The organism is Nesterenkonia sp. HG001 (genome assembly GCF_034438835.1).
Classification (GTDB): Bacteria; Actinomycetota; Actinomycetes; order Actinomycetales; family Micrococcaceae; genus Nesterenkonia; species Nesterenkonia xinjiangensis.
Genome location: NZ_JAOSZD010000013.1, coordinates 12,336 through 29,603 on the forward strand (window position 1 = coordinate 12,336; position 17,268 = coordinate 29,603).

The window sequence follows — 17,268 nt, forward strand, 5'->3', positions numbered from 1 at the left end:
CTCAGAGCTCGGCGAGCAGCGCCTTCCAGAACGGCTTCCACTGGTCGATCTCCTCGGGAGACTCCAACTTGGTGTGCTCTAATCCCAGAGTCACGCGGTCCTCCCCCTTGGCGGTGATGCCGAGGCCCACCCGGGTGCCGTCAGAGAGCTTCACCCGCCAGTAGAGCCACTTCGGCGTGCGGGAGGTCGATGCCGGTTCCTCGACCAGGACACCGTTGAACTCCTCACGGTCCGCCACCAGGTTCAGCCAGGCTTCCATGGCCTCGTCCCGGCTTCCGCGATAGGTCTTGCTCGCCGACGCATGGAAGCTTCCGTCGCTGGACTGCCCGGGGATGCGCAGGCCGTGCTCCTGCTCGTAGGCCACGGCGACGCCCTGGGCCCACCAACCGGCGTTGTCCAGGTCCGCGGGCATGCGTGCCTCCGCCAGCTCGGCGATCTGCGGGTGCTTCATCGTCTGCGCACCCGCGTCGTCGAGCTCCTGGACCCAGCTATGCCATTCACGTGCCGTCGCCCGAGCGATGGCGGCAGTGTTCTGTGACTTCACCATGTCCTGATCGTAGTCGGCGCCCAGGCTCAGGAGTAGGCTTGTCAGCGCCAGCCGTCACGACAGGAGACCCATGAGCCACGCCCGTCATCTCGCCGCCGAGGATCGCTACGAGCACCTGGACTACCGCCGGGTCGGTCGGTCAGGGCTGGTGCTTCCGCCGCTGTCCCTGGGGCTGTGGCACAACTTCGGCGACGACGTCGCCTTCCAGCGTCAGCGCGACATCGTCCGGTTCGCCTTCGACTCCGGGATCACCCATTTCGATCTGGCGAACAACTACGGCCCGCCTCCGGGGTCGGCGGAGGTCAACTTCGGGCGCCTGATGCGCGAGGACCTCTCCCCATACCGGGACGAGCTGATCATCTCCACCAAGGCCGGCTGGAGCATGCATCCAGGACCGTACGGAGGCCCAGGCGGAAGCCGCAAATATCTGCTCTCCAGCCTGGACGCCTCTCTGGAGCGGATGGGCCTGGACTATGTGGACGTCTTCTACTCCCACCGGCCGGATGCAGAGACCCCGCTCGAGGAGTCCATGGCCGCGCTGGACACGGCTGTCCGCTCCGGCAGGGCGCTGTATGCAGGCATCTCCTCCTATTCGCCGGAGGACACGCGCCGGGCCACGGCCATCCTCCGGGACCTCGGCACCCCGCTGCTGATCCACCAGCCCTCGTATTCCATGTTCAACCGCTGGATCGAGCACGACGGACTGCTGGACACCGTGGAGGACGAGGGCGTGGGCGTGATCGCCTTCAGTGCTCTGGCCCAGGGCATGCTCACCGAGAAGTATCTCGACGGGGTCCCCTCGGACTCCCGCGCGGCGACGAAGCCCTCGTTCCGAGACGGGTTCCTCAGCCAGGAGAACCTCACGCGGATCCGCGCTCTGCACGAGATCGCTCAGCGGCGCGGCCAGTCGCTCGCCCAGATGGCGCTGGCCTGGGCACTGCGCGACGAGCGGGTCACCTCCCTGGTGATCGGCGCCAGCCGGGTGGAGCAGCTGCAGCAGAATCTGGCGGCGCTGCGGTCCCCTGCGTTCAGTCAGGAGGAGCTGGCCGAGATCGACCAGCACGCCGTCGACGCAGGCATCGACATCTGGGGCGACGCGCGGCGCAGCACCGCCTCCTGACCTGGAGTCTCAGCGCAGCCGGAAACCGACGACGTCGACGAGGGCGTCATCGGTGATGTGCGGATAGTGCGTGCGCAGACCTGCGTGCAGCGCCTCCAGGCTGGGCGCGTTCTCACGGCGAACGTCCTCAGGCGTCAGCTCGCCGAAGGTTCTCTGCTCGATGGTCTCGACCACGCCGTGCAGGATGCGGTAGCCCTCGGCCTCCGCGTCCTCGAAGACCATGGTCACCGGCCCGATCCGCTGGGGATCGTCGAGCCGGACCGTGACGGTCTTCCGACCTGCGGCCACGTCGTCGTGATACTGGGCGGCGAAGTGGAGGACGTTGACTCCGGTGGGGATCCGCCCGGAGACGTCGATCGCGGCGGAGGCCACGGTATGGGTGCTGTCAGGACCGAGTACGGAGGCGGCGTCATGGGCGGCCTCGAGCACCCGGCGATCGTTCATGGTCAGCACATACGGAAGTCTATTGCACCTCGTGGGCGCTGGGCCCGTCGTCCAGCAAGACGGTGAAGCCGCCGTCGTCCTCCACGGTGATCCGCAGATCGGTGAGGTCCTCCACCGCGCACGTGGGGCCGTGGGCAGCCGCGTGGGCCCCGACGCCGACGACAGGCATGCCTGCGGCGAGCCCAGCCTCCACGCCGGCTTGCGAGTCTTCGAAGACCACACACTCTCCCGGCGCCACGCCGAGCCGCTCAGCTGCCAGGAGGAAGCCCTCAGGCGAGGGCTTGCTCGCGGTCACGTCCTCAGCGGTGATGCGGTGCACCGGCACCCGCAGCCCGGCAGCCTCCATCCGGGCGATGGCCAGGCGCGCGTCGGCCGAGGTCACCAGCGCGTGCGGCAGCTCCTGCAGCGCGTCCAAAAGCTCGGCCGCACCACCGATGGAGATGATTCCGCCGGTGTCGACGGATTCGGTGGCCAGCATCTGCTGGTTCTCGCGATGGTTCTCCTCCGCGGAGCGATCCGGAAGCAGGATCGCCATGGACTCGTGGCCCTGCCGCCCGTGGACGGTCCGCAGCACCGTGTCATGGTCCAGCCCGTGCTGGTCCGCCCAGCGCAGCCACAGCTTCTCCACGACCGCACGGGAATCCACGAGCGTCCCGTCCATGTCCAGCAGCGCGGCGCGGGCGGTGATGACGAGTGAGGTGCCGGCGGCAGCCATGGGTTCTCCTGGGGTCGAGCGGGTGAGGCGACAACGGCCATGTTCGTCACCACCCTATCCGTCTCGTGCTCAGCAGCGGACGTTCGGATTCGTGGGGGCGAAGATCCCGTCCGGGTTGCCCTGCCAGACCCACACGTGCAGGGTGTGGAACGGCGGTCCGCCATGGGGGTGCGGCGGATCGAACGCGGTGCCGAACAGTTCCGCCTCCTCGTCCCAGGTGGCGTACTCCACCGCCACCAGTTTGTTCCTCCCGTTCGGCAGCGGGGCGTAGACGAGGATCTCCGGGTTCAGCGGGTCGAGGTCCTCGGCGGTGGCGGCCACTCCGCGCTGATAGTGATACCCCATGTTCGGCACGCAGTCAGACACCTGCGCGTACCCGGCGCCCATCGCGGTTCCCAGGTCGTGGTATGCGGCTGTCGCTGATCGGACCTGAGCCAGGTCCGCCTGTCCAGTCGCATCCGCCGGACCGACGGTCGCCGCCGCCAGCAGGGCGGCGGATCCCAGCGCCATCGCTAGTCGTCGTCTCATGACCGTGTTCCTTTCCACTCGTGACGGTGCCTCCCTCACGGGTCCTCCTGCCTCAGCCCGGGCCCGCGAGCGGGATCCCGTGGCGAAACAGGTCGTGCGGGTCGAATCGACGTTTCGCAGCTCGTAGGCGATCGAGCGTGTCGGCGTCGAACGCGTGGCGAGAGGCCTGGACCCGTTCGTGCCCCTCGACGAAGTTCAGGTATCCGGGCAGCGGGGCGAGGTGCTCTCTGAGCCGCCGCCAGACCGTGGCGAAACGGTGCTCCAGGTCCGCGTCCGCCAGAGGATCGGTGATCAGCCCCACCAGTTCGAGCATCCGGTCGCCGTCCCGGGCACCGAAGCTGACCTCCGGATTGTCGCGCCGGATCGCGCCTCCGGCGTGCCGGGCCTCCGCGAAGAGGATCGGTGAGGGACCTTCGCCCCCGCAGACGGCTTCAACCATGGCGTCCAACACGATGCGGTCGAGCCGACTGAGCCAACGCCCGCTGGAGGCCGCCGGCAGCGGATCGACCGGGTCCATCGAGATCTCGGCCGCACGGGCAAAGGGGATGCTCGTCCAGGTGTCCATGAGAGGCGGCTTCCACGCACGCCAGGTGTCCAGCTGTCGCGGCCCCGCGTCAGCATCCGACCCAGGTGCTCCAGCCCAGCAGCCGCGCACGATCACGAAGGTCTGCCCCTGAAGAGGTGGCGGCACGATGTCCAGAGCGGGGAACGCGGTGATGTTGAACGCACTGGTCAGTTCGGCAGGCGCCTGTCCTGACCAGTCGAGGTAGCGGTCGAACACCTCGCCGGCGGCGTCAAGCGGATAGAAGAGATTCCCGGCGTACACCTCCTCCACTGGCACCAGCGCGGTCGTCATCTCCACGACGACGCCGAGGCCGCTGCCCGCAGTCCCGCACATCGCCCAGAACAGCTCGGGCTCCTCCGCGGGCGAGGTGGTGACGATCCGGCCATCGGCGAGGACCACACGCATCGACCGGACGGCGTCCACGGCGAGACCGTGCTTGCGCGCGAGCCAGCCGAAGCCGCCACCGAGGCTGTACCCCACGGTGCCGACATGCGGGGCGGATCCCAGCAGGGGTGCCAGGCCCTGCCGCTGCGCATCCGCGAGCACCGGATTCCACGTGGTCCCCCCGCCGACCGTCGCAGTCTGCGTCTGAGGATCGACGAAGACCCGATCGAGGCCACCGGTGACGATGAGCAGGGTGCGCTCGTCGGCAGGCACGGTGACGCTGTGCCCGGTATTCTGCACCGCCACAGTGAGATCGTGGTCGGCGGCATAGCGCACGGCGTGGACGACGTCGCCTTCTGAAGTCGCGCCGACCAGGACCGCCGGACGCTGGGTCCAGGCGACGTTCCACCCGGAACACGCCTCGAGGTATTCCGTCCCGTCAGTCGGCAGCCGGACGACGCCCCGGCAGGACGCGGCGAGATGCTCGACGTCTCTGACAAAAGAATGGATGGTCATGGCGGTCCCCTGACAGTTCGGCGGAGATGTCGTGCCCCGAGCGGTGGAGGGATCCGCTGGCTCGCGGCACCTCAAGCATGGGCTCACTCCGCCCCGAGGACCATCCCCGGCCAGGAGGCGTTCTGACGGACCGCACCCCCTCATCTGAGGGATGTTCTCGAGGAGCACCATCAGTGCTTGACAGCACACTCCCGCAGGATCACACTCAGGCCATGGTGCTCCTCGACACCACTCCCACCACCGCCGTCCCTCGCGGAAGGCACCGGGACAGCGCCGCCAGGCGGGTCCGGGAGGTCTGTTGCGACGCGCCGAGCACGGCAGAGCTCATCAAGGGCCTGCGCACACCGCTCCATGACGCCCTGGGGATGTCGGGGATGCTGCTGAGCGCGAACGACCCGGACACGCTCGTCCTCTCCACCGCAGCCGTCATCGAAAACCTGCCCGAGGCGATGTGTGCACCGTGGATGCACAATGAGTTCCTTGAGGCGGACTTCAACAAGTTCGCGGACCTGCACCGCAGCGCCGCCAAGGCCACGACCCTGCACCGCGTCACTCAGGGCAACCCCGAGCTGAGCCCTCGCCACAGGGACCTCAACGGCCCCATGGGCTTCGGCGCCGAGCTGCGCACCACGTTCTCCCGGCGCGGGGTCTGCTGGGGCGTGGGCAATTTCCTTCGGGAGCGCCGCGAAGAGGACTTCGCACCAGAGGATCTGGCCTGGCTGGAGCGTCTGCGTCCGGTGATCGCCGCAGGGCTTCAACGCTGCACCGTTCTCGACCTGCGATCCGACGGAGTCGACTGCGCTCCCGGAGTCGTGACGCTCGACCCGCTGGGTCAGGTGGTCTCGATGAACGACAGCGCGCCTCAGCTTCTCGCTGAGCTCTGGGCGCACGCGATCGACGCCGGCCCTCAGACCAAGCTGCCGGGCGAGGCCTACATGATCGCCACGCTGACCCGCGCCCGGGCTCGGGGACATCCGAGGACCGGGCCCCCGGTGACAAGGTTGCACGGTCGGTCCGGACGGTGGCTGACGATCCGAGGCGATCACACGCTGACTCCGGATGGACGACTCTCCGGCATCGTCCTCGTCATCGAACCGTCACGGCCCACTGAGGTCATGCCCCTGGTGGTCGCAGCCTATGGCCTCACCGCGCGCGAGCAGGAGGTGCTCGCCGAGCTGTCGAACGGCCGGCCCACCGGCGAGATCGCCACGCGGCTCTTCATCTCTGAGCATACGGTGCGCGATCACATCAGGTCTGTGCTCTCCAAGACCGGCACCGCCTCACGCGGGGAGCTGCTGAGCCTGCTGTACCACCATCATGCCGCCCCGGCCACGCAGTTCACCCACGCCTGACTCGATGAGATCTGCCCGGACCAGGGACGCACACAGTGGAGCGGAACTCTCACGACGGGAAGGTGTGCCCGACAAAGCCATCACGTGGCCGGTGGCGTCCGGAGCTCAGGAGTCCAGCATCCGGGCTCGGAGCACGTCGAACTCGCACCCCGGCGCGTTCGGATCGAAGCCGTGCTCGGTCAGCCAGCGCGACGCCGTCAGGCTCCGCAGAGACCACCAGGCGCGGATCACCTCGCGATCCACATCGGCGGTGCCGTAGCCGGCAAGCAGGTCGTCCAGCCGTTCCTCGTGTCCGAGCGTCAGGATGGCGAGGTCGAACATGGCATCGCCGGGGGCGGCCTCGGACCAGTCGATGACTCCGGTGACCTCATCGCCGTCGACGAACACGTGGTCGAGCTGAAGATCACCGTGGATGAACACCGGCTTCCGCGGACTCAGAGCGGGCTCTGCGATCTCGCGGTTGCGCCGGACCACCTCGGCCGGCAGCACACCGTTGTCCAGCAGCCACGCACATTCCCGGTCTAGCCGGTCCGCCACATCGTCGAGCCTGCGACCCGGCCACGGCGGCAGCGGCGCCTCGTGCAGCCGACGAACGGCGGCGCCCGCCGCAGACCACGCCGCCTGCGACGCAGGCGATGGTTCGCCGAGGACGCCGAGGGCAGCGCCCGGCACAGCGGCGATGGCAAGCACCGGAGACTCATGCCAGAGGACCCGCGGGGTGGGGATCGGTGCCATCGCCATCGCACGGATCTCGACGTCGGCGTGCTCCGAGTCGCCGTCGACCTTCAGGTAGACGTCTCCGACGCGCAGCGTGGCGCGTTCGTTGTGGGAGACGACCACCTCGACCTCGTCCATGCCGGCCATTCTTGCAGAGGACGATGACTCCGCGCCGGACATGAGGAAGCCCCGGCGAGGTGATCCTCGCCGGGGCTTCTCGAACCGTCGGGATGACAGGATTTGAACCTGCGACCCCCTGACCCCCAGTCAGGTGCGCTACCAAGCTGCGCCACATCCCGATTCATCGTGGCCGTTCCGGCCACCACGAGAGTCTACAACAACTCACGCGCCGATGCCGCATCGCCGGCCGGCTCTCATTTCTTCCGTCGGCGCTTCTCGCGGACCCGCATGGTCACCTCGATGGGCGTGCCGCTGAAGTCGAAGGTCTCGCGCAGCCGCCGCACGATGAACCGCCGATATCCGGGGTCCAGGAAGCCGGTGGTGAACAGCACGAATCGCGGAGGTCTGCTCGAAGGCTGGGTGGCGAAGAGGATCCTGGGCTGCTTGCCGCTCCGCACCGGATGCGGATGGGCGGCGACGAGCTCACCGAGGAAGGCGTTGAGCCTGCCCGTGGAGATCCGCTGCTCCCAGTTGGTCAGGGAGGTCTCCAGCGCCGGAGCCAGCTTGTCTTTGTGCCAACCGGTCTGTGCCGAGACGTTGACCCGCGGCGCCCAGGCGACGTGGGCCAGATCGCGCTGGATCTCCCGTTCCAGGTAGTAGCGGCGCTCCTCCTCGAGGAGGTCCCACTTGTTGCAGGCGATCACCAGCGCCCGGCCGGAGTCCACCGCCAGCTGGACGATGCGCACGTCCTGCTCCGAGATCGGTTCGTCCACGGCCAGCAGCACGACGGCGACCTCGGCCTTGTCCAGCGCCCGCTGAGTGCGCAGCATCGCATAGTACTCCGAGCCCTGCGCCATGTGCTGTCGCCGCCGGATCCCCGCCGTGTCGACGAACCGCCAGCTCTGTCCGCCGAGCTCCACCAGTTCGTCCACCGGGTCCCGAGTGGTGCCGGCGACATCATCGACGACGACGCGCTCCGAGCCTGCCAGCTTGTTCAGCAGCGAGGACTTACCCACGTTGGGACGTCCCACCAGCGCCACACGACGGGGGCCGCCCAGCGGTACCAGCCCGCCATGCTGCGCAGTCTCCGGCATGGCCTTCACCGCGGCGTCCAGCAGATCACCGGTGCCGGTGCCGTGAAGTGCGGAGACCGGGTGAGGCTCCCCCAGCCCGAGGTTCCACAGCCCATAGACCTCAGCCATCTGCGCCTGCGAGTCGACCTTGTTGGCCACCAGCAGCACCGGCTTCTTCTTCCTCCGGAGCATGCGCACCACAGCTTCGTCCACGGCGGTGGCGCCGACGAGCCCGTCGACGACGAAGACCACCGCATCGGCCTCCTCCACCGCCACTTCGGCCTGCTCGGCCACGCGCTGATGCAGACCCCGGGCGTCCTTCTCCCAGCCGCCGGTGTCCACGATGGTGAACTCTTTGCCGTTCCACTCGGCGTCGTAGGAGACACGGTCCCGGGTCACCCCAGGCACGTCCTCCACCACCGCCTGCTTGGACCGGATGATCCGGTTGACCAGGGTGGATTTGCCCACGTTGGGCCGACCGACGATCGCCAGCACCGGCGGCGCCGGCACGGACGGGACGCCGTCGTCGTCGTGGTCCTCCTCGGTGAGCAGCGCCGAGTCCTCGTCCTCGAGCTCGTAGTCCTCCAGCCCGGCGCGCAGCGCGGCGGCCCGGGCTTCGGCCTCCTCCTCGCTGATCGCGGCGAGCCGCTCGGCCAGGCGGTCGTCCTCGACGGCAGGGCTGAACTCCTCGTCGGCCTGAGGGGTCGCGTCATCGTGTCGGGCCATTGCTGCTCCTGGTCTGTGGGAGGTCCGTCGGGAAAGTGTCTGTCGGGGACGAGTCCCCGGGTGGATGTCCTGCGGTCGCGCAGGTCGGTGCGGCGTCGCAGGCCGTCGCCGGATGCCGGCTCAGCGTACGGACTCCACACGGGAGACCAGCGCGTCCACGGTCTCCTCGAAGGTCAGGTCGGACGAGTCCAGCACGGCGACCCCGTCAGCCGCCTCGGTGAAGTTCACCGCGGTGGAGTCCTTGGCGTCCCTGGCCAGGACCTGGCGCTGCAGGGCCTCGGCCGACTGAGTGCCGCCCATCTGCAGCCCCCGGCGCGCCAGCCGGGCCTCGGCCGACGCCGTGAGGAGCACCCGCACCTGCGCGTCAGGGGCCACCACGGTGGTGATGTCCCGCCCTTCGGCGACGACGAACCCGGCTTCGTCGACGAGCCTGCGCTGGGCGGCGACCAGCAGGGCACGAGCCTCACGGTTGGTGGCGATCGCCGAGACGCGCTCGGAGATCCGGGCCTCCCGAATCGCCTCGGTGACGTCAGCCTGACCGACCGTCACCGTCTGGTGGTCCGGGTCCGTGGACAGGGACAGCGGCAGGTCTTCGACGGCGAGTGCGACGGCGCCCTCGTCGTCCAGGTCGACCCCGCGGTCGAGGCAGTACCAGGTCGCCGCCCGGTACATCGCCCCCGTGTCCAGGTAGGCCGCGCGGAGCCGCCTGGCGGCGGCCCGGCACACGCTGGATTTTCCGGAACCCGAGGGCCCGTCGACGGCGACGACGAGCCGCCTGGCCTGGTGGGCGTGCGCCTGGTCCGTCGGGTGGTCCTCCGCGAGCGGGTCTGACGCACTGGTGACGGTGCGGTCGGCCGCGCCTGCAGTCATGATTGGACCACCTTCCATCCGAGTTCGGTCAGCGCCTCGGCCAGCTCTTCGCACCGGCCGGGCAGCACGGACAGCTCCACCATACCGACCTGATGGCCGGCCGAGTGGTCCATGCGCATGTCTTCCACGTTGACGCCCACCTTCGCCACATCGTTGAGCACCGCGGCGATCTGACCTGGACGGTCGTCCACGATGACGATGAGACGGGCGAAGGACTGAGGCGGGGCGCCGTGTTTGCCCGGCACCCGCGCTCTGCCGGAGTTTCCTTCGGAGATCAGCTGGGCAATGTCGGCCTGCCTGCCTGGGGCCCGAGGGTCCTCCAGGGTGCGGATCAGCCGGACGACGTCGTCGCGCAGGCCGTGGAGGATCTCCACCACCGGCGCGGCGTTGGCCGCGAGGATCTGCACCCACAGGTTGGGATCCGAGGCGGCGATGCGGGTGACGTCACGCAGCCCGTTGCCGGCCAGCGCCAGCGCGGAGGTGGGCGCGTCCTGCAGTCGCGAGGCGATCAGCGAGGCGGCGATCTGCGGCAGATGGGAGATCAGCGCCACCGAGGCGTCGTGCTCCTGCGGGTCCATATAGTGCACCGTGGCGCCGCAGCGGCGGGCGATCTCCTCAGCCCACGCCACGGCGGACGGGGAGGGGATCTGCTCGCCGGTGGCGGGATCGTGGGCGGGTGTGATGACCCACGGCATGGAGGTGAACAGCTCACCGCGGGCGGCCACCGGGCCGGACTGTTCGCGCCCGGCCATCGGATGGGTGCCCACGTAGCGGGTGAGGTCAGCCGGGCTGAGGTCATGGCCTGGGCTCAGCGCGAGCTCGCGCAGCTCACGCAGCACCTCGGCCTTGACCGAGGCGACGTCGAGCACGACCGACTCGGGGAACTCCACCAGTGCGTCCGCCGCCTCGGCGGCGGTGACCTCCGGCGGGGCGGCGACGACGACGATCTCCGGGTCAGGATCGCCAGCCTCTCGGATCTGACCGGCGCCGATGTCACGAGCGATGGACTCGGCCGTCCCGGAGGGGTCGGAGAGCTGGACCGTGTGGCCGTCGGCGCTGAGCCGGATCCCGATGCTGGCGCCGAGCAGTCCGGTGCCGCGGACGAGCACCCGGGGCCTCTGACGGCCGGCGTCCGGTGCGGTGCTCAGCGGGTTCACCGATGTCCTCCCCGGTGAGTGCTGTCATCGCCCTGAGTGGTGCCGTCTGGGGCGATGCCGTCTGCGCTGGTGCCTTCCGGTGCGGCGCTGGTGAGGTCCAACAGATGGCCCAGCTCCTGCTTGCCCAGGTCCCGGACCGTGCCCTGCGGCTGGTCTCCGATGGTGATCGCGCCGATCGCGGTGCGCACCAGGCGTGTGACGGAGTGGCCGACGTGGTCGAAGATCCGCCGCACGATCCGGTTCCGGCCGGAGTGCAGGGTCACCTCCACCATGCTGCGTCCCTGGGCGCTGCCCAGCTGACGGCAGGAGTCGACGGCGATCGGGCCGTCCTCCAGAGTGATTCCGTCCATGAGCGTGCGGCTCAGGGACTTCGGGACGCGCCCGGAGACCTCCACCAGGTAGGTCTTGGGGACCTCGTAGGAGGGGTGGGTCAGGCGGTGTGCCAGCTCGCCGTCATTGGTGAGCAGCAGCAGACCTTCGGTCTCCCGGTCGAGCCGGCCCACGTGCACCAGTCGGGCGGCGATCATCTCGGGGTCCAGGTAGTCGCCGATGCTGCGGCGGCCCTGCGGGTCGTCCATGGTGGTGACCACGCCTGCCGGCTTGTTGAACATCACGTAGCGATGTTCGACGTCAAGGCTCAGCCGCACGCCGTCCACGTGGATGGTCACCCGATCCGGGACCACCCGCACGCCGGGCTCGACGACGACCAGTCCGTTCAGCTGCACGCGCCCTTCGGCGATGAGGTCCTCACAGACGCGTCGTGAGGCGACTCCCGCCTGAGCGAGGACCTTCTGCAGGCGCACCCCAGCAGGGTCATGGACAGCGGTGAAGTTCTCCTCGGCCTCGCTCAGCCGCGGCTTGTCGCGCCGGGGCCGTCCGGAGATCAGACGCTGCGGATTCTCGTCGGAGAAGGGCCCGCCGGACTCCCCTGCCCGAGGTGTGCGAGGGGCCCGCACCGCGCGCGGCTCTCTGGGCGCTCCAGGGCGCTTCCCGGAAGAAGTCATGAGCTCCATTCTACGGGCGCGCGCAAACCGGACCGACCCACGGCTCAGGCGTCCTCACCGTGCCCCTCGGCCGCCTCCACTCCCGGCAGATGGGGTGACAGCCGGGGCAGCTCCTCGAGAGAGCCCACCCCCAGCTTCTCCAGGAACATCCGAGTGGTCGTATACAGCGTGGCGCCGGTGACCGGGTCCGCCCCGGCGGTGTCCACCAGGCCGCGGTGGACCAGGGTGCGCACCACTCCGTCCACGTTCACCCCGCGGATGGCCGCCACCTGCGAGCGCGCCACCGGCTGCCGATAGGCGATGATCGCCAGAGTCTCCAGCGCCGCCTGGGACAGCCGCGCGGTCTGCCCTCCCAGTACGAAGGCCGAGACCTGGTCGGCGTAGTCCATCCGTGAGTAATAGCGATGTCCGCCGGCGACCTCGCGCAGCTCGAAGCCGCGGCGGCGGCCTCCGCCGGCGCCGTCGGCCTCGGCCCGCAGCTCGTCGAGGAGCGAGACCACCTGGTGCTCGGGGATCTTCACCGCGGCGGAGAGCTCCGCTGGGGTCACCGGCTCCTCGGCCACCATGAGGACCGCCTCCACGGCTCCCAGGAAGTCCTCGTGGGCGACCAGCTGCACGCCCTCCGCCGACTCCAACGCCGGCGCCTGCTGCTCCTCCGGTTCAGCCATCGTGCTCCTCCAGCTCGTCATCCCATTCGGCCGCAGCGCGCTCGGCCGCCTCCGTCTCACCCTGATCGGACCCGGTCCAGCTCACGGTCAGCTCCCCCAGGGGAGAGTCCTGGCGCAGCTCGACATCGCGGTCCCGGAAGAGCTCCAGCAGACCCAGGAACCGGACGACGACGACCAGTCGGCTCTCCGCGTCACGGACGAGCTCCGAAAAGGTCAGGGTGCCGGTGTCGCGCAGCCTGACGGTCATCGTGGCCATCTCCTCACGGACGGTGACCACGGGGGCGTGCAGATGCTCCAGGCGGACGTCGTCGGGCTCCATGGCGGGCCGGGCGAAGGCCTTCTCCGCGATGGCGCGCAGATCCTCCAGCGAGGTGCGCCAGACCAGCTCCGGCAGCAGGCCGGCCAGCTGGGGGTCGGTGCCGGGCTGGCGAGGGTGACGTCCGGAGTTCTCGTCGAAGGTGGCCTGCACCTGGGAGGCGATCTCCTTGAACGCCCGGTACTGCAGCAGCCGGGCGAAGAGCAGATCCCGGGCCTCCAGGGCGGCGATGTCCTCCTCGGACTCGACCTCGCCGCTGGGCAGCAGCTGAGCGGCCTTGAGGTCCAGCAGGGTGGCCGCCACCAAGATGAAGTTCGACGACTCGTCGAGAGCCTGAGGGCTGAAGTACCCCTCTTCGGCACCCGCCTCGGCGGAGAGCCGACGCACGTAGGCGACGAACTCGTCGGTGACCGCGGCCAGCGCCACCGCCGTGACGTCCATCTGGCGCTTGGCGATCAGCCCGAGCAGCAGGTCGAAGGGACCGTCGAAGTTCTCCAGGCTCACGGTAAACCCGCTGGTGCCCTCGACCTCGGCGGCGGTCTCCGCGACGGTGTCGGCAGCGATCTCGCTCACGGGAGGCTCCGCAGGGGTCAGGGCGCTCCGCCGCGGGCCACAAGCTCCCGGGCCAGCTGGCGGTAGGCCTTGGCGCCCTCGTGCTTATAGGCGTAGGTCGTGATCGGCTCGGCGGCGACCGTGGCGTCCGGGAACTTCACGGTGCGTTTGATGACGGTCTCGAAGACCTTGTCCCCGAAGGCCTCCACGATGCGTGAGATCACCTCGCGGCTGTGCAGCGTGCGGGTGTCGACCATGGTGGCCACCACCCCGTCGATCTCCAGGTCCGGGTTGAGCCGGTCCTGGACCTTCTCGATGGTGTCCACCAGCAGTGCGACCGCGCGCAGCGCGAAGAACTCGGCCACCAGCGGGATGATGACCCCGTGGGCGGCGGTGAGCGCGTTGACGGTCAGCAGGCCCAACGAGGGCTGGCAGTCGATGATGATGACGTCGTAGTCGTCGCGGACGGGCCGCAGAGCGCGCTCCAGGACCTGCTCCCGGGCGACCTCGTTGACCAGCTGCACTTCGGCGGCCGAGAGGTCGATGTTGGCCGGCAGCAGATCGACCCCGGGCACATGGGTGGTGAGGATGGCGTCTCGGGCGGTGACGTCGCGTTCCATCATCACGTTGTACACGGAGGTCTCCAGCTCATGCGGGCTGGTGCCCAGGCCGGCCGAGAGGGCGCCCTGGGGGTCGAAGTCGACCATGAGGACCCTGCGGCCGTACTCGGCGAGCGCCGCACCCAGGTTGATCGCGGAGGTGGTCTTGCCCACCCCGCCCTTCTGGTTGACCATCGCGATCGTGCGGGCCGGTCCGGTGCTCTGCAGGGGGTCGGGGACGGCGAACTCGTGCTTGGGACGGCCGGTGGGGCCGATGATCGCTTCACCGTGGATGGTGAAGAGCTCGGTCGGCTGGTCGTTGCTCACTGACTCCCTCGCTTCTCCGTCGCGCCGTCGTCTCGTGTGTCGTCACCTGTCCCGCCGCCCATCAGGCGCTGCAGGCGGGCAGAACCCGACCAGACTACCCCCGACCCGGCGCCGACCACACGCTGACTGTTCATCCCGAGATTGAAGGACGGGCCGCCGGGGACTCAGCGGCTTCGTCTCAGCACCGGGATGAGCTCCTCGAGCACCGAGAGGTCCTCGATGGTGGAAGGCACCCGGTGTTCCTGGCCGTCGGCGATCTGCCGCATGGTCTTGCGCAGGATCTTCCCGGAACGGGTCTTGGGCAGCGCAGGCACCACGGCGACGTCCTTGAAGTCGGCCACCGGGCCGATGGTGCGGCGCACCAGAGAGGTGAGCTCCTCCCGCAGGACCTCGACGTCGACCTCGTGGCCGGACTTGAGCACCACGTAGCCTCCGGCACGCTGCCCCTTGAGCTCGTCTGCCAGACCGATGACGGCGCACTCGGCCACCGCCGGATGGGCGGCCACCACGGCTTCGATCGCCCCCGTGGAGAGCCGGTGCCCCGCGACGTTGATGACGTCGTCGGTGCGGCCCATGACGAACAGATAGCCGTCCTCGTCCAGGAAGCCGGAGTCCCCGGTGGTGTAGAAGCCCGGGAAGACGGAGAGGTACGAATCGATGTAGCGCTGGTCATCGCCCCACAGGGTGGGCAGGGTCCCCGGCGGCAGGGGCAGCCGCAGCGCGATGTTGCCCTCCTGGCCGGCCGGGAGCTCCTCGCCGAGGGGGTCCAGCACGACGACGTCGTACCCGGCCATCGGCACGGTCGCCGACCCTTCCTTGACCGGCAGTGCCTCGATCCCCACCGGGTTCGCAGCGATCGGCCAGCCCGTCTCGGTCTGCCACCAGTTGTCGATCACCGGCACCGCGAGAGCCTTCCCGATCCACCGCTGAGTCTCGGGATCCAGCCGCTCCCCGGCGGCGAAGAGGTGCTTCAGGGACGAGATGTCATATTCACCCACCAGCGCCGCGTCGGGATCGGCCTTGCGGATGGCGCGCAGCGCCGTCGGTGCCGTGAAGAGCGCGCTGACGCCGTGCTCGGCGACCATCCGCCAGAACACCCCGGCGTCGGGGGTCCCCACCGGCTTGCCCTCGTAGAGGACGGTGGTCGCCCCCACCAGCAGCGGCCCGTAGACGATGTAGGAATGGCCGACCACCCAGCCGACGTCGGAGGCGGTGAGCATCGTCTGGCCCGGCCCGATGTCGAAGACCGCGGCCATCGACCAGCTGAGCGCCACGGCGGTGCCGCCCTGGTCCCGGACCACGCCCTTGGGGCGCCCTGTGGTCCCGGAGGTGTAGAGCACGTAGAGCGGATCCGTGGCTGGTACCGAGACCGGGGCCGCGGCAGGCGCCTGGTCGATGAGCAGGCCCCAGTCCTGCCAGCGGGCCGCGGAGTCCGCGGCGACGTCCTCGATGTCATGCACGAAGCCTTCACGATGCTGGACGACCACCTCACGGACCGGATGCCGGGCCAGCGCGACGGCCTCCGCGACGGTGGGCAGATACTCCACCCGCCGGGCGGGCTCGATGCCTCCGGAGGAGGTGAGCACGACGTCGGGGGTCGCGTCGTCGATGCGTGAGGCGAGCTCGGCGGCGGCGAATCCGCCGAAGACCACCGAGTGGACGGCGCCGAGCCGGGCGCAGGCGAGCATCGCGATGGGAGCCTGCGGGATCATGGGGAGGTAGATGATGACCCGGTCTCCTCGGCCGACTCCCAGCTCGGCGAGCATGCCGGCACAGCGGGCGACCTCCTCGGTGAGCTCGGCGTAGGTGTAGCGCCGCACCCTCCCGGTGACCGCCGAGTCATGGATGAGGGCGACGTCTCCGCCGCGACCGGCCTCGAGGTGCCGATCCAGACAGTTGCGGCTGAGGTTCAGCCGGGCGTCGGGGAACCATCGATAGATCGGGGCCGCAGAGTCGTCCACGGCACGATCCGGGCTGCGGTCCCAGTCCACGCACTGCGCGGCGTGCAGCCAGAAGTCCTCCCGATCGCGCAGGGAATGCTCGTGGATCTTTCGGTAATCTCCGCGCAGCGTGTGCTCGGCACCCATATCGGTCCTCCTGGTCCTGCCCTGATCGGCCCTGTCCTGGTCACCCGGCGGCGGCTCGCACCCCACCCTTCCCCAGGGTATGACGCACCTCACAGCAGGTAAAGGGTTCTGTATACAGAGATTGTCGTTCTCCGCGACTTCACCTCTGGGTCTCGTACTTACGCCCTCTCGCTGTATACACTGCTGGTATGCGTGCCAGTGATCGCGCCTATCAGAGGCTGCGGAACGAGATCCTCGAGGGGACCCTCGCGGCGGGGACGCTGCTCGGCGAGGTCGAGCAGGCCGAACGGCTCGGTGTCTCCCGCACGCCGCTGCGCGAGGCGCTCTCCCGGCTCGCCGCGGACGGCCTGGCCGATCAGACCCAGGGTCGCGGCACGGTGGTCAGCTCCGTCTCCCTGGACGACGTAGACCTGCTCTTCGAGCTTCGCCTGCCCCTGGAGGTCCAGGCCGCTCGGCTGGCCGCGCAGCGCGGCGACGCGGAGCGGTTCACGGCTCTGGCCGAACGCTTCTCCCAGGTCGAAGAGGCCCTGGCCGCTCCGGACGGGGCAGGACGCGAGGACCAGGAGGCCCGGTGCTACGACCTCGCCGAGGAGCTCGATGAGGCCATCGCCGAGGCCGTGGACAACTCCTATCTGACCGGCACGCTGCGAGGCCTGCGCGTCCACCTGGTACGGGTCCGCCGTCTGGCCCGCGACGAGCCGGCCCGCCTGGTCGAGTCGGCCCGCGAGCATCGTACGGTCTGCACCGCCATCGCCTCGGCGGACGGTGAGACCGCCGCCGCGGCGATGCTCATCCATCTGCGCCGCAGCCTCGCCTACATCACCGACCGTTCCGCCGCATCGGCGGACGACCCGAAGACCAGACCCTGAGAAACCCCTGTC

17 protein-coding genes and 1 tRNA gene are annotated in these 17,268 nt (G+C 69.4%); 3 read left to right on the plus strand and 15 right to left on the minus strand.

The features are described from left to right. Position 1 precedes the first annotated feature (1 nt). Positions 2 to 547, minus strand: a complete 546-nt coding sequence (locus ODE13_RS16185) for a hypothetical protein (protein WP_179540285.1) — start codon at positions 545 to 547, stop codon at positions 2 to 4. Positions 548 to 617: 70 nt separating this feature from the next. Here ODE13_RS16185 and mgrA point away from each other — a divergent pair, with 70 nt between their 5' ends. Then, positions 618 to 1,667, plus strand: a complete 1,050-nt coding sequence (mgrA, locus tag ODE13_RS16190; RefSeq protein ID WP_322480190.1) for an L-glyceraldehyde 3-phosphate reductase — start codon at positions 618 to 620, stop codon at positions 1,665 to 1,667. 9 nt (positions 1,668 to 1,676) lie between these two features. Here the strand turns inward: mgrA and ODE13_RS16195 are convergent, their stop codons facing one another. The 4 genes from ODE13_RS16195 to ODE13_RS16210 all read right to left on the minus strand — a co-directional run bounded on the left by ODE13_RS16195 (position 1,677) and on the right by ODE13_RS16210 (position 4,819). After that, the gene (locus ODE13_RS16195; RefSeq protein WP_322480221.1) at positions 1,677 to 2,111 is read right to left on the minus strand and encodes an ASCH domain-containing protein; all 435 of its coding nucleotides are present in this window, start codon (positions 2,109 to 2,111) and stop codon (positions 1,677 to 1,679) included. 19 nt (positions 2,112 to 2,130) lie between these two features. Next, positions 2,131 to 2,826, minus strand: coding sequence for an HAD-IA family hydrolase (locus ODE13_RS16200; protein ID WP_322480191.1), 696 nt, complete (start codon positions 2,824 to 2,826; stop codon positions 2,131 to 2,133). A 69-nt stretch (positions 2,827 to 2,895) separates the two neighbouring features. Further along, positions 2,896 to 3,354, minus strand: coding sequence for a hypothetical protein (locus ODE13_RS16205; RefSeq protein ID WP_322480192.1), 459 nt, complete (start codon positions 3,352 to 3,354; stop codon positions 2,896 to 2,898). A gap of 52 nt (positions 3,355 to 3,406) precedes the next feature. After that, positions 3,407 to 4,819, minus strand: a complete 1,413-nt coding sequence (locus ODE13_RS16210; RefSeq protein WP_322480193.1) for an FAD-binding oxidoreductase — start codon at positions 4,817 to 4,819, stop codon at positions 3,407 to 3,409. A 173-nt stretch (positions 4,820 to 4,992) separates the two neighbouring features. On the opposite strand from ODE13_RS16210, the gene ODE13_RS16215 reads away from it, so the two are divergent. Next, positions 4,993 to 6,171: a helix-turn-helix transcriptional regulator gene (locus tag ODE13_RS16215; RefSeq protein ID WP_322480194.1), complete on the plus strand. Its 1,179-nt coding sequence runs from the start codon at positions 4,993 to 4,995 to the stop codon at positions 6,169 to 6,171. Between the two features lie 105 nt (positions 6,172 to 6,276). On the opposite strand, the gene ODE13_RS16220 is transcribed toward ODE13_RS16215, so the two are convergent. The 10 genes from ODE13_RS16220 to ODE13_RS16265 form a co-directional block, all read right to left on the minus strand. Further along, positions 6,277 to 7,026 (minus strand): aminoglycoside phosphotransferase family protein, encoded by a 750-nt coding sequence (locus ODE13_RS16220; protein ID WP_322480195.1) that lies wholly within the window; start codon positions 7,024 to 7,026, stop codon positions 6,277 to 6,279. A gap of 87 nt (positions 7,027 to 7,113) precedes the next feature. Next, positions 7,114 to 7,187 (minus strand) — tRNA-Pro (locus ODE13_RS16225). A gap of 75 nt (positions 7,188 to 7,262) precedes the next feature. Beyond that, a complete protein-coding gene (der, locus tag ODE13_RS16230; protein WP_322480196.1) occupies positions 7,263 to 8,807 on the minus strand; it encodes a ribosome biogenesis GTPase Der in 1,545 nt (514 codons plus the stop codon). Positions 8,808 to 8,927: 120 nt separating this feature from the next. Further along, positions 8,928 to 9,677: a (d)CMP kinase gene (gene cmk, locus ODE13_RS16235; RefSeq protein WP_322480197.1), complete on the minus strand. Its 750-nt coding sequence runs from the start codon at positions 9,675 to 9,677 to the stop codon at positions 8,928 to 8,930. Next, positions 9,674 to 10,834 (minus strand): prephenate dehydrogenase, encoded by a 1,161-nt coding sequence (locus tag ODE13_RS16240; RefSeq protein WP_322480198.1) that lies wholly within the window; start codon positions 10,832 to 10,834, stop codon positions 9,674 to 9,676. The genes cmk and ODE13_RS16240 overlap by 4 nt, the downstream gene beginning before the upstream one ends. After that, entirely contained in the window at positions 10,831 to 11,838 is a 1,008-nt protein-coding gene (locus tag ODE13_RS16245; RefSeq protein WP_322480199.1) for a pseudouridine synthase, read from the minus strand. Before ODE13_RS16245 ends, ODE13_RS16240 begins: the two co-directional genes overlap by 4 nt. Positions 11,839 to 11,882: 44 nt before the next feature. After that, the gene (scpB, locus tag ODE13_RS16250) at positions 11,883 to 12,506 is read right to left on the minus strand and encodes an SMC-Scp complex subunit ScpB (RefSeq protein WP_322480200.1); all 624 of its coding nucleotides are present in this window, start codon (positions 12,504 to 12,506) and stop codon (positions 11,883 to 11,885) included. Beyond that, entirely contained in the window at positions 12,499 to 13,395 is an 897-nt protein-coding gene (locus tag ODE13_RS16255) for a ScpA family protein (RefSeq protein WP_322480201.1), read from the minus strand. Before ODE13_RS16255 ends, scpB begins: the two co-directional genes overlap by 8 nt. A 17-nt stretch (positions 13,396 to 13,412) precedes the next feature. Next, on the minus strand, positions 13,413 to 14,300 hold the full coding sequence (locus ODE13_RS16260; protein WP_179540307.1) for an AAA family ATPase: 888 nt from the start codon (positions 14,298 to 14,300) through the stop codon (positions 13,413 to 13,415). Positions 14,301 to 14,464: 164 nt separating this feature from the next. Beyond that, on the minus strand, positions 14,465 to 16,387 hold the full coding sequence (locus tag ODE13_RS16265) for an AMP-binding protein (RefSeq protein ID WP_322480202.1): 1,923 nt from the start codon (positions 16,385 to 16,387) through the stop codon (positions 14,465 to 14,467). A 188-nt stretch (positions 16,388 to 16,575) separates the two neighbouring features. Between ODE13_RS16265 and ODE13_RS16270 the strand changes: the two genes are divergently transcribed. Further along, the gene (locus ODE13_RS16270; protein ID WP_322480203.1) at positions 16,576 to 17,256 is read left to right on the plus strand and encodes a GntR family transcriptional regulator; all 681 of its coding nucleotides are present in this window, start codon (positions 16,576 to 16,578) and stop codon (positions 17,254 to 17,256) included. Positions 17,257 to 17,268 lie beyond the last annotated feature (12 nt).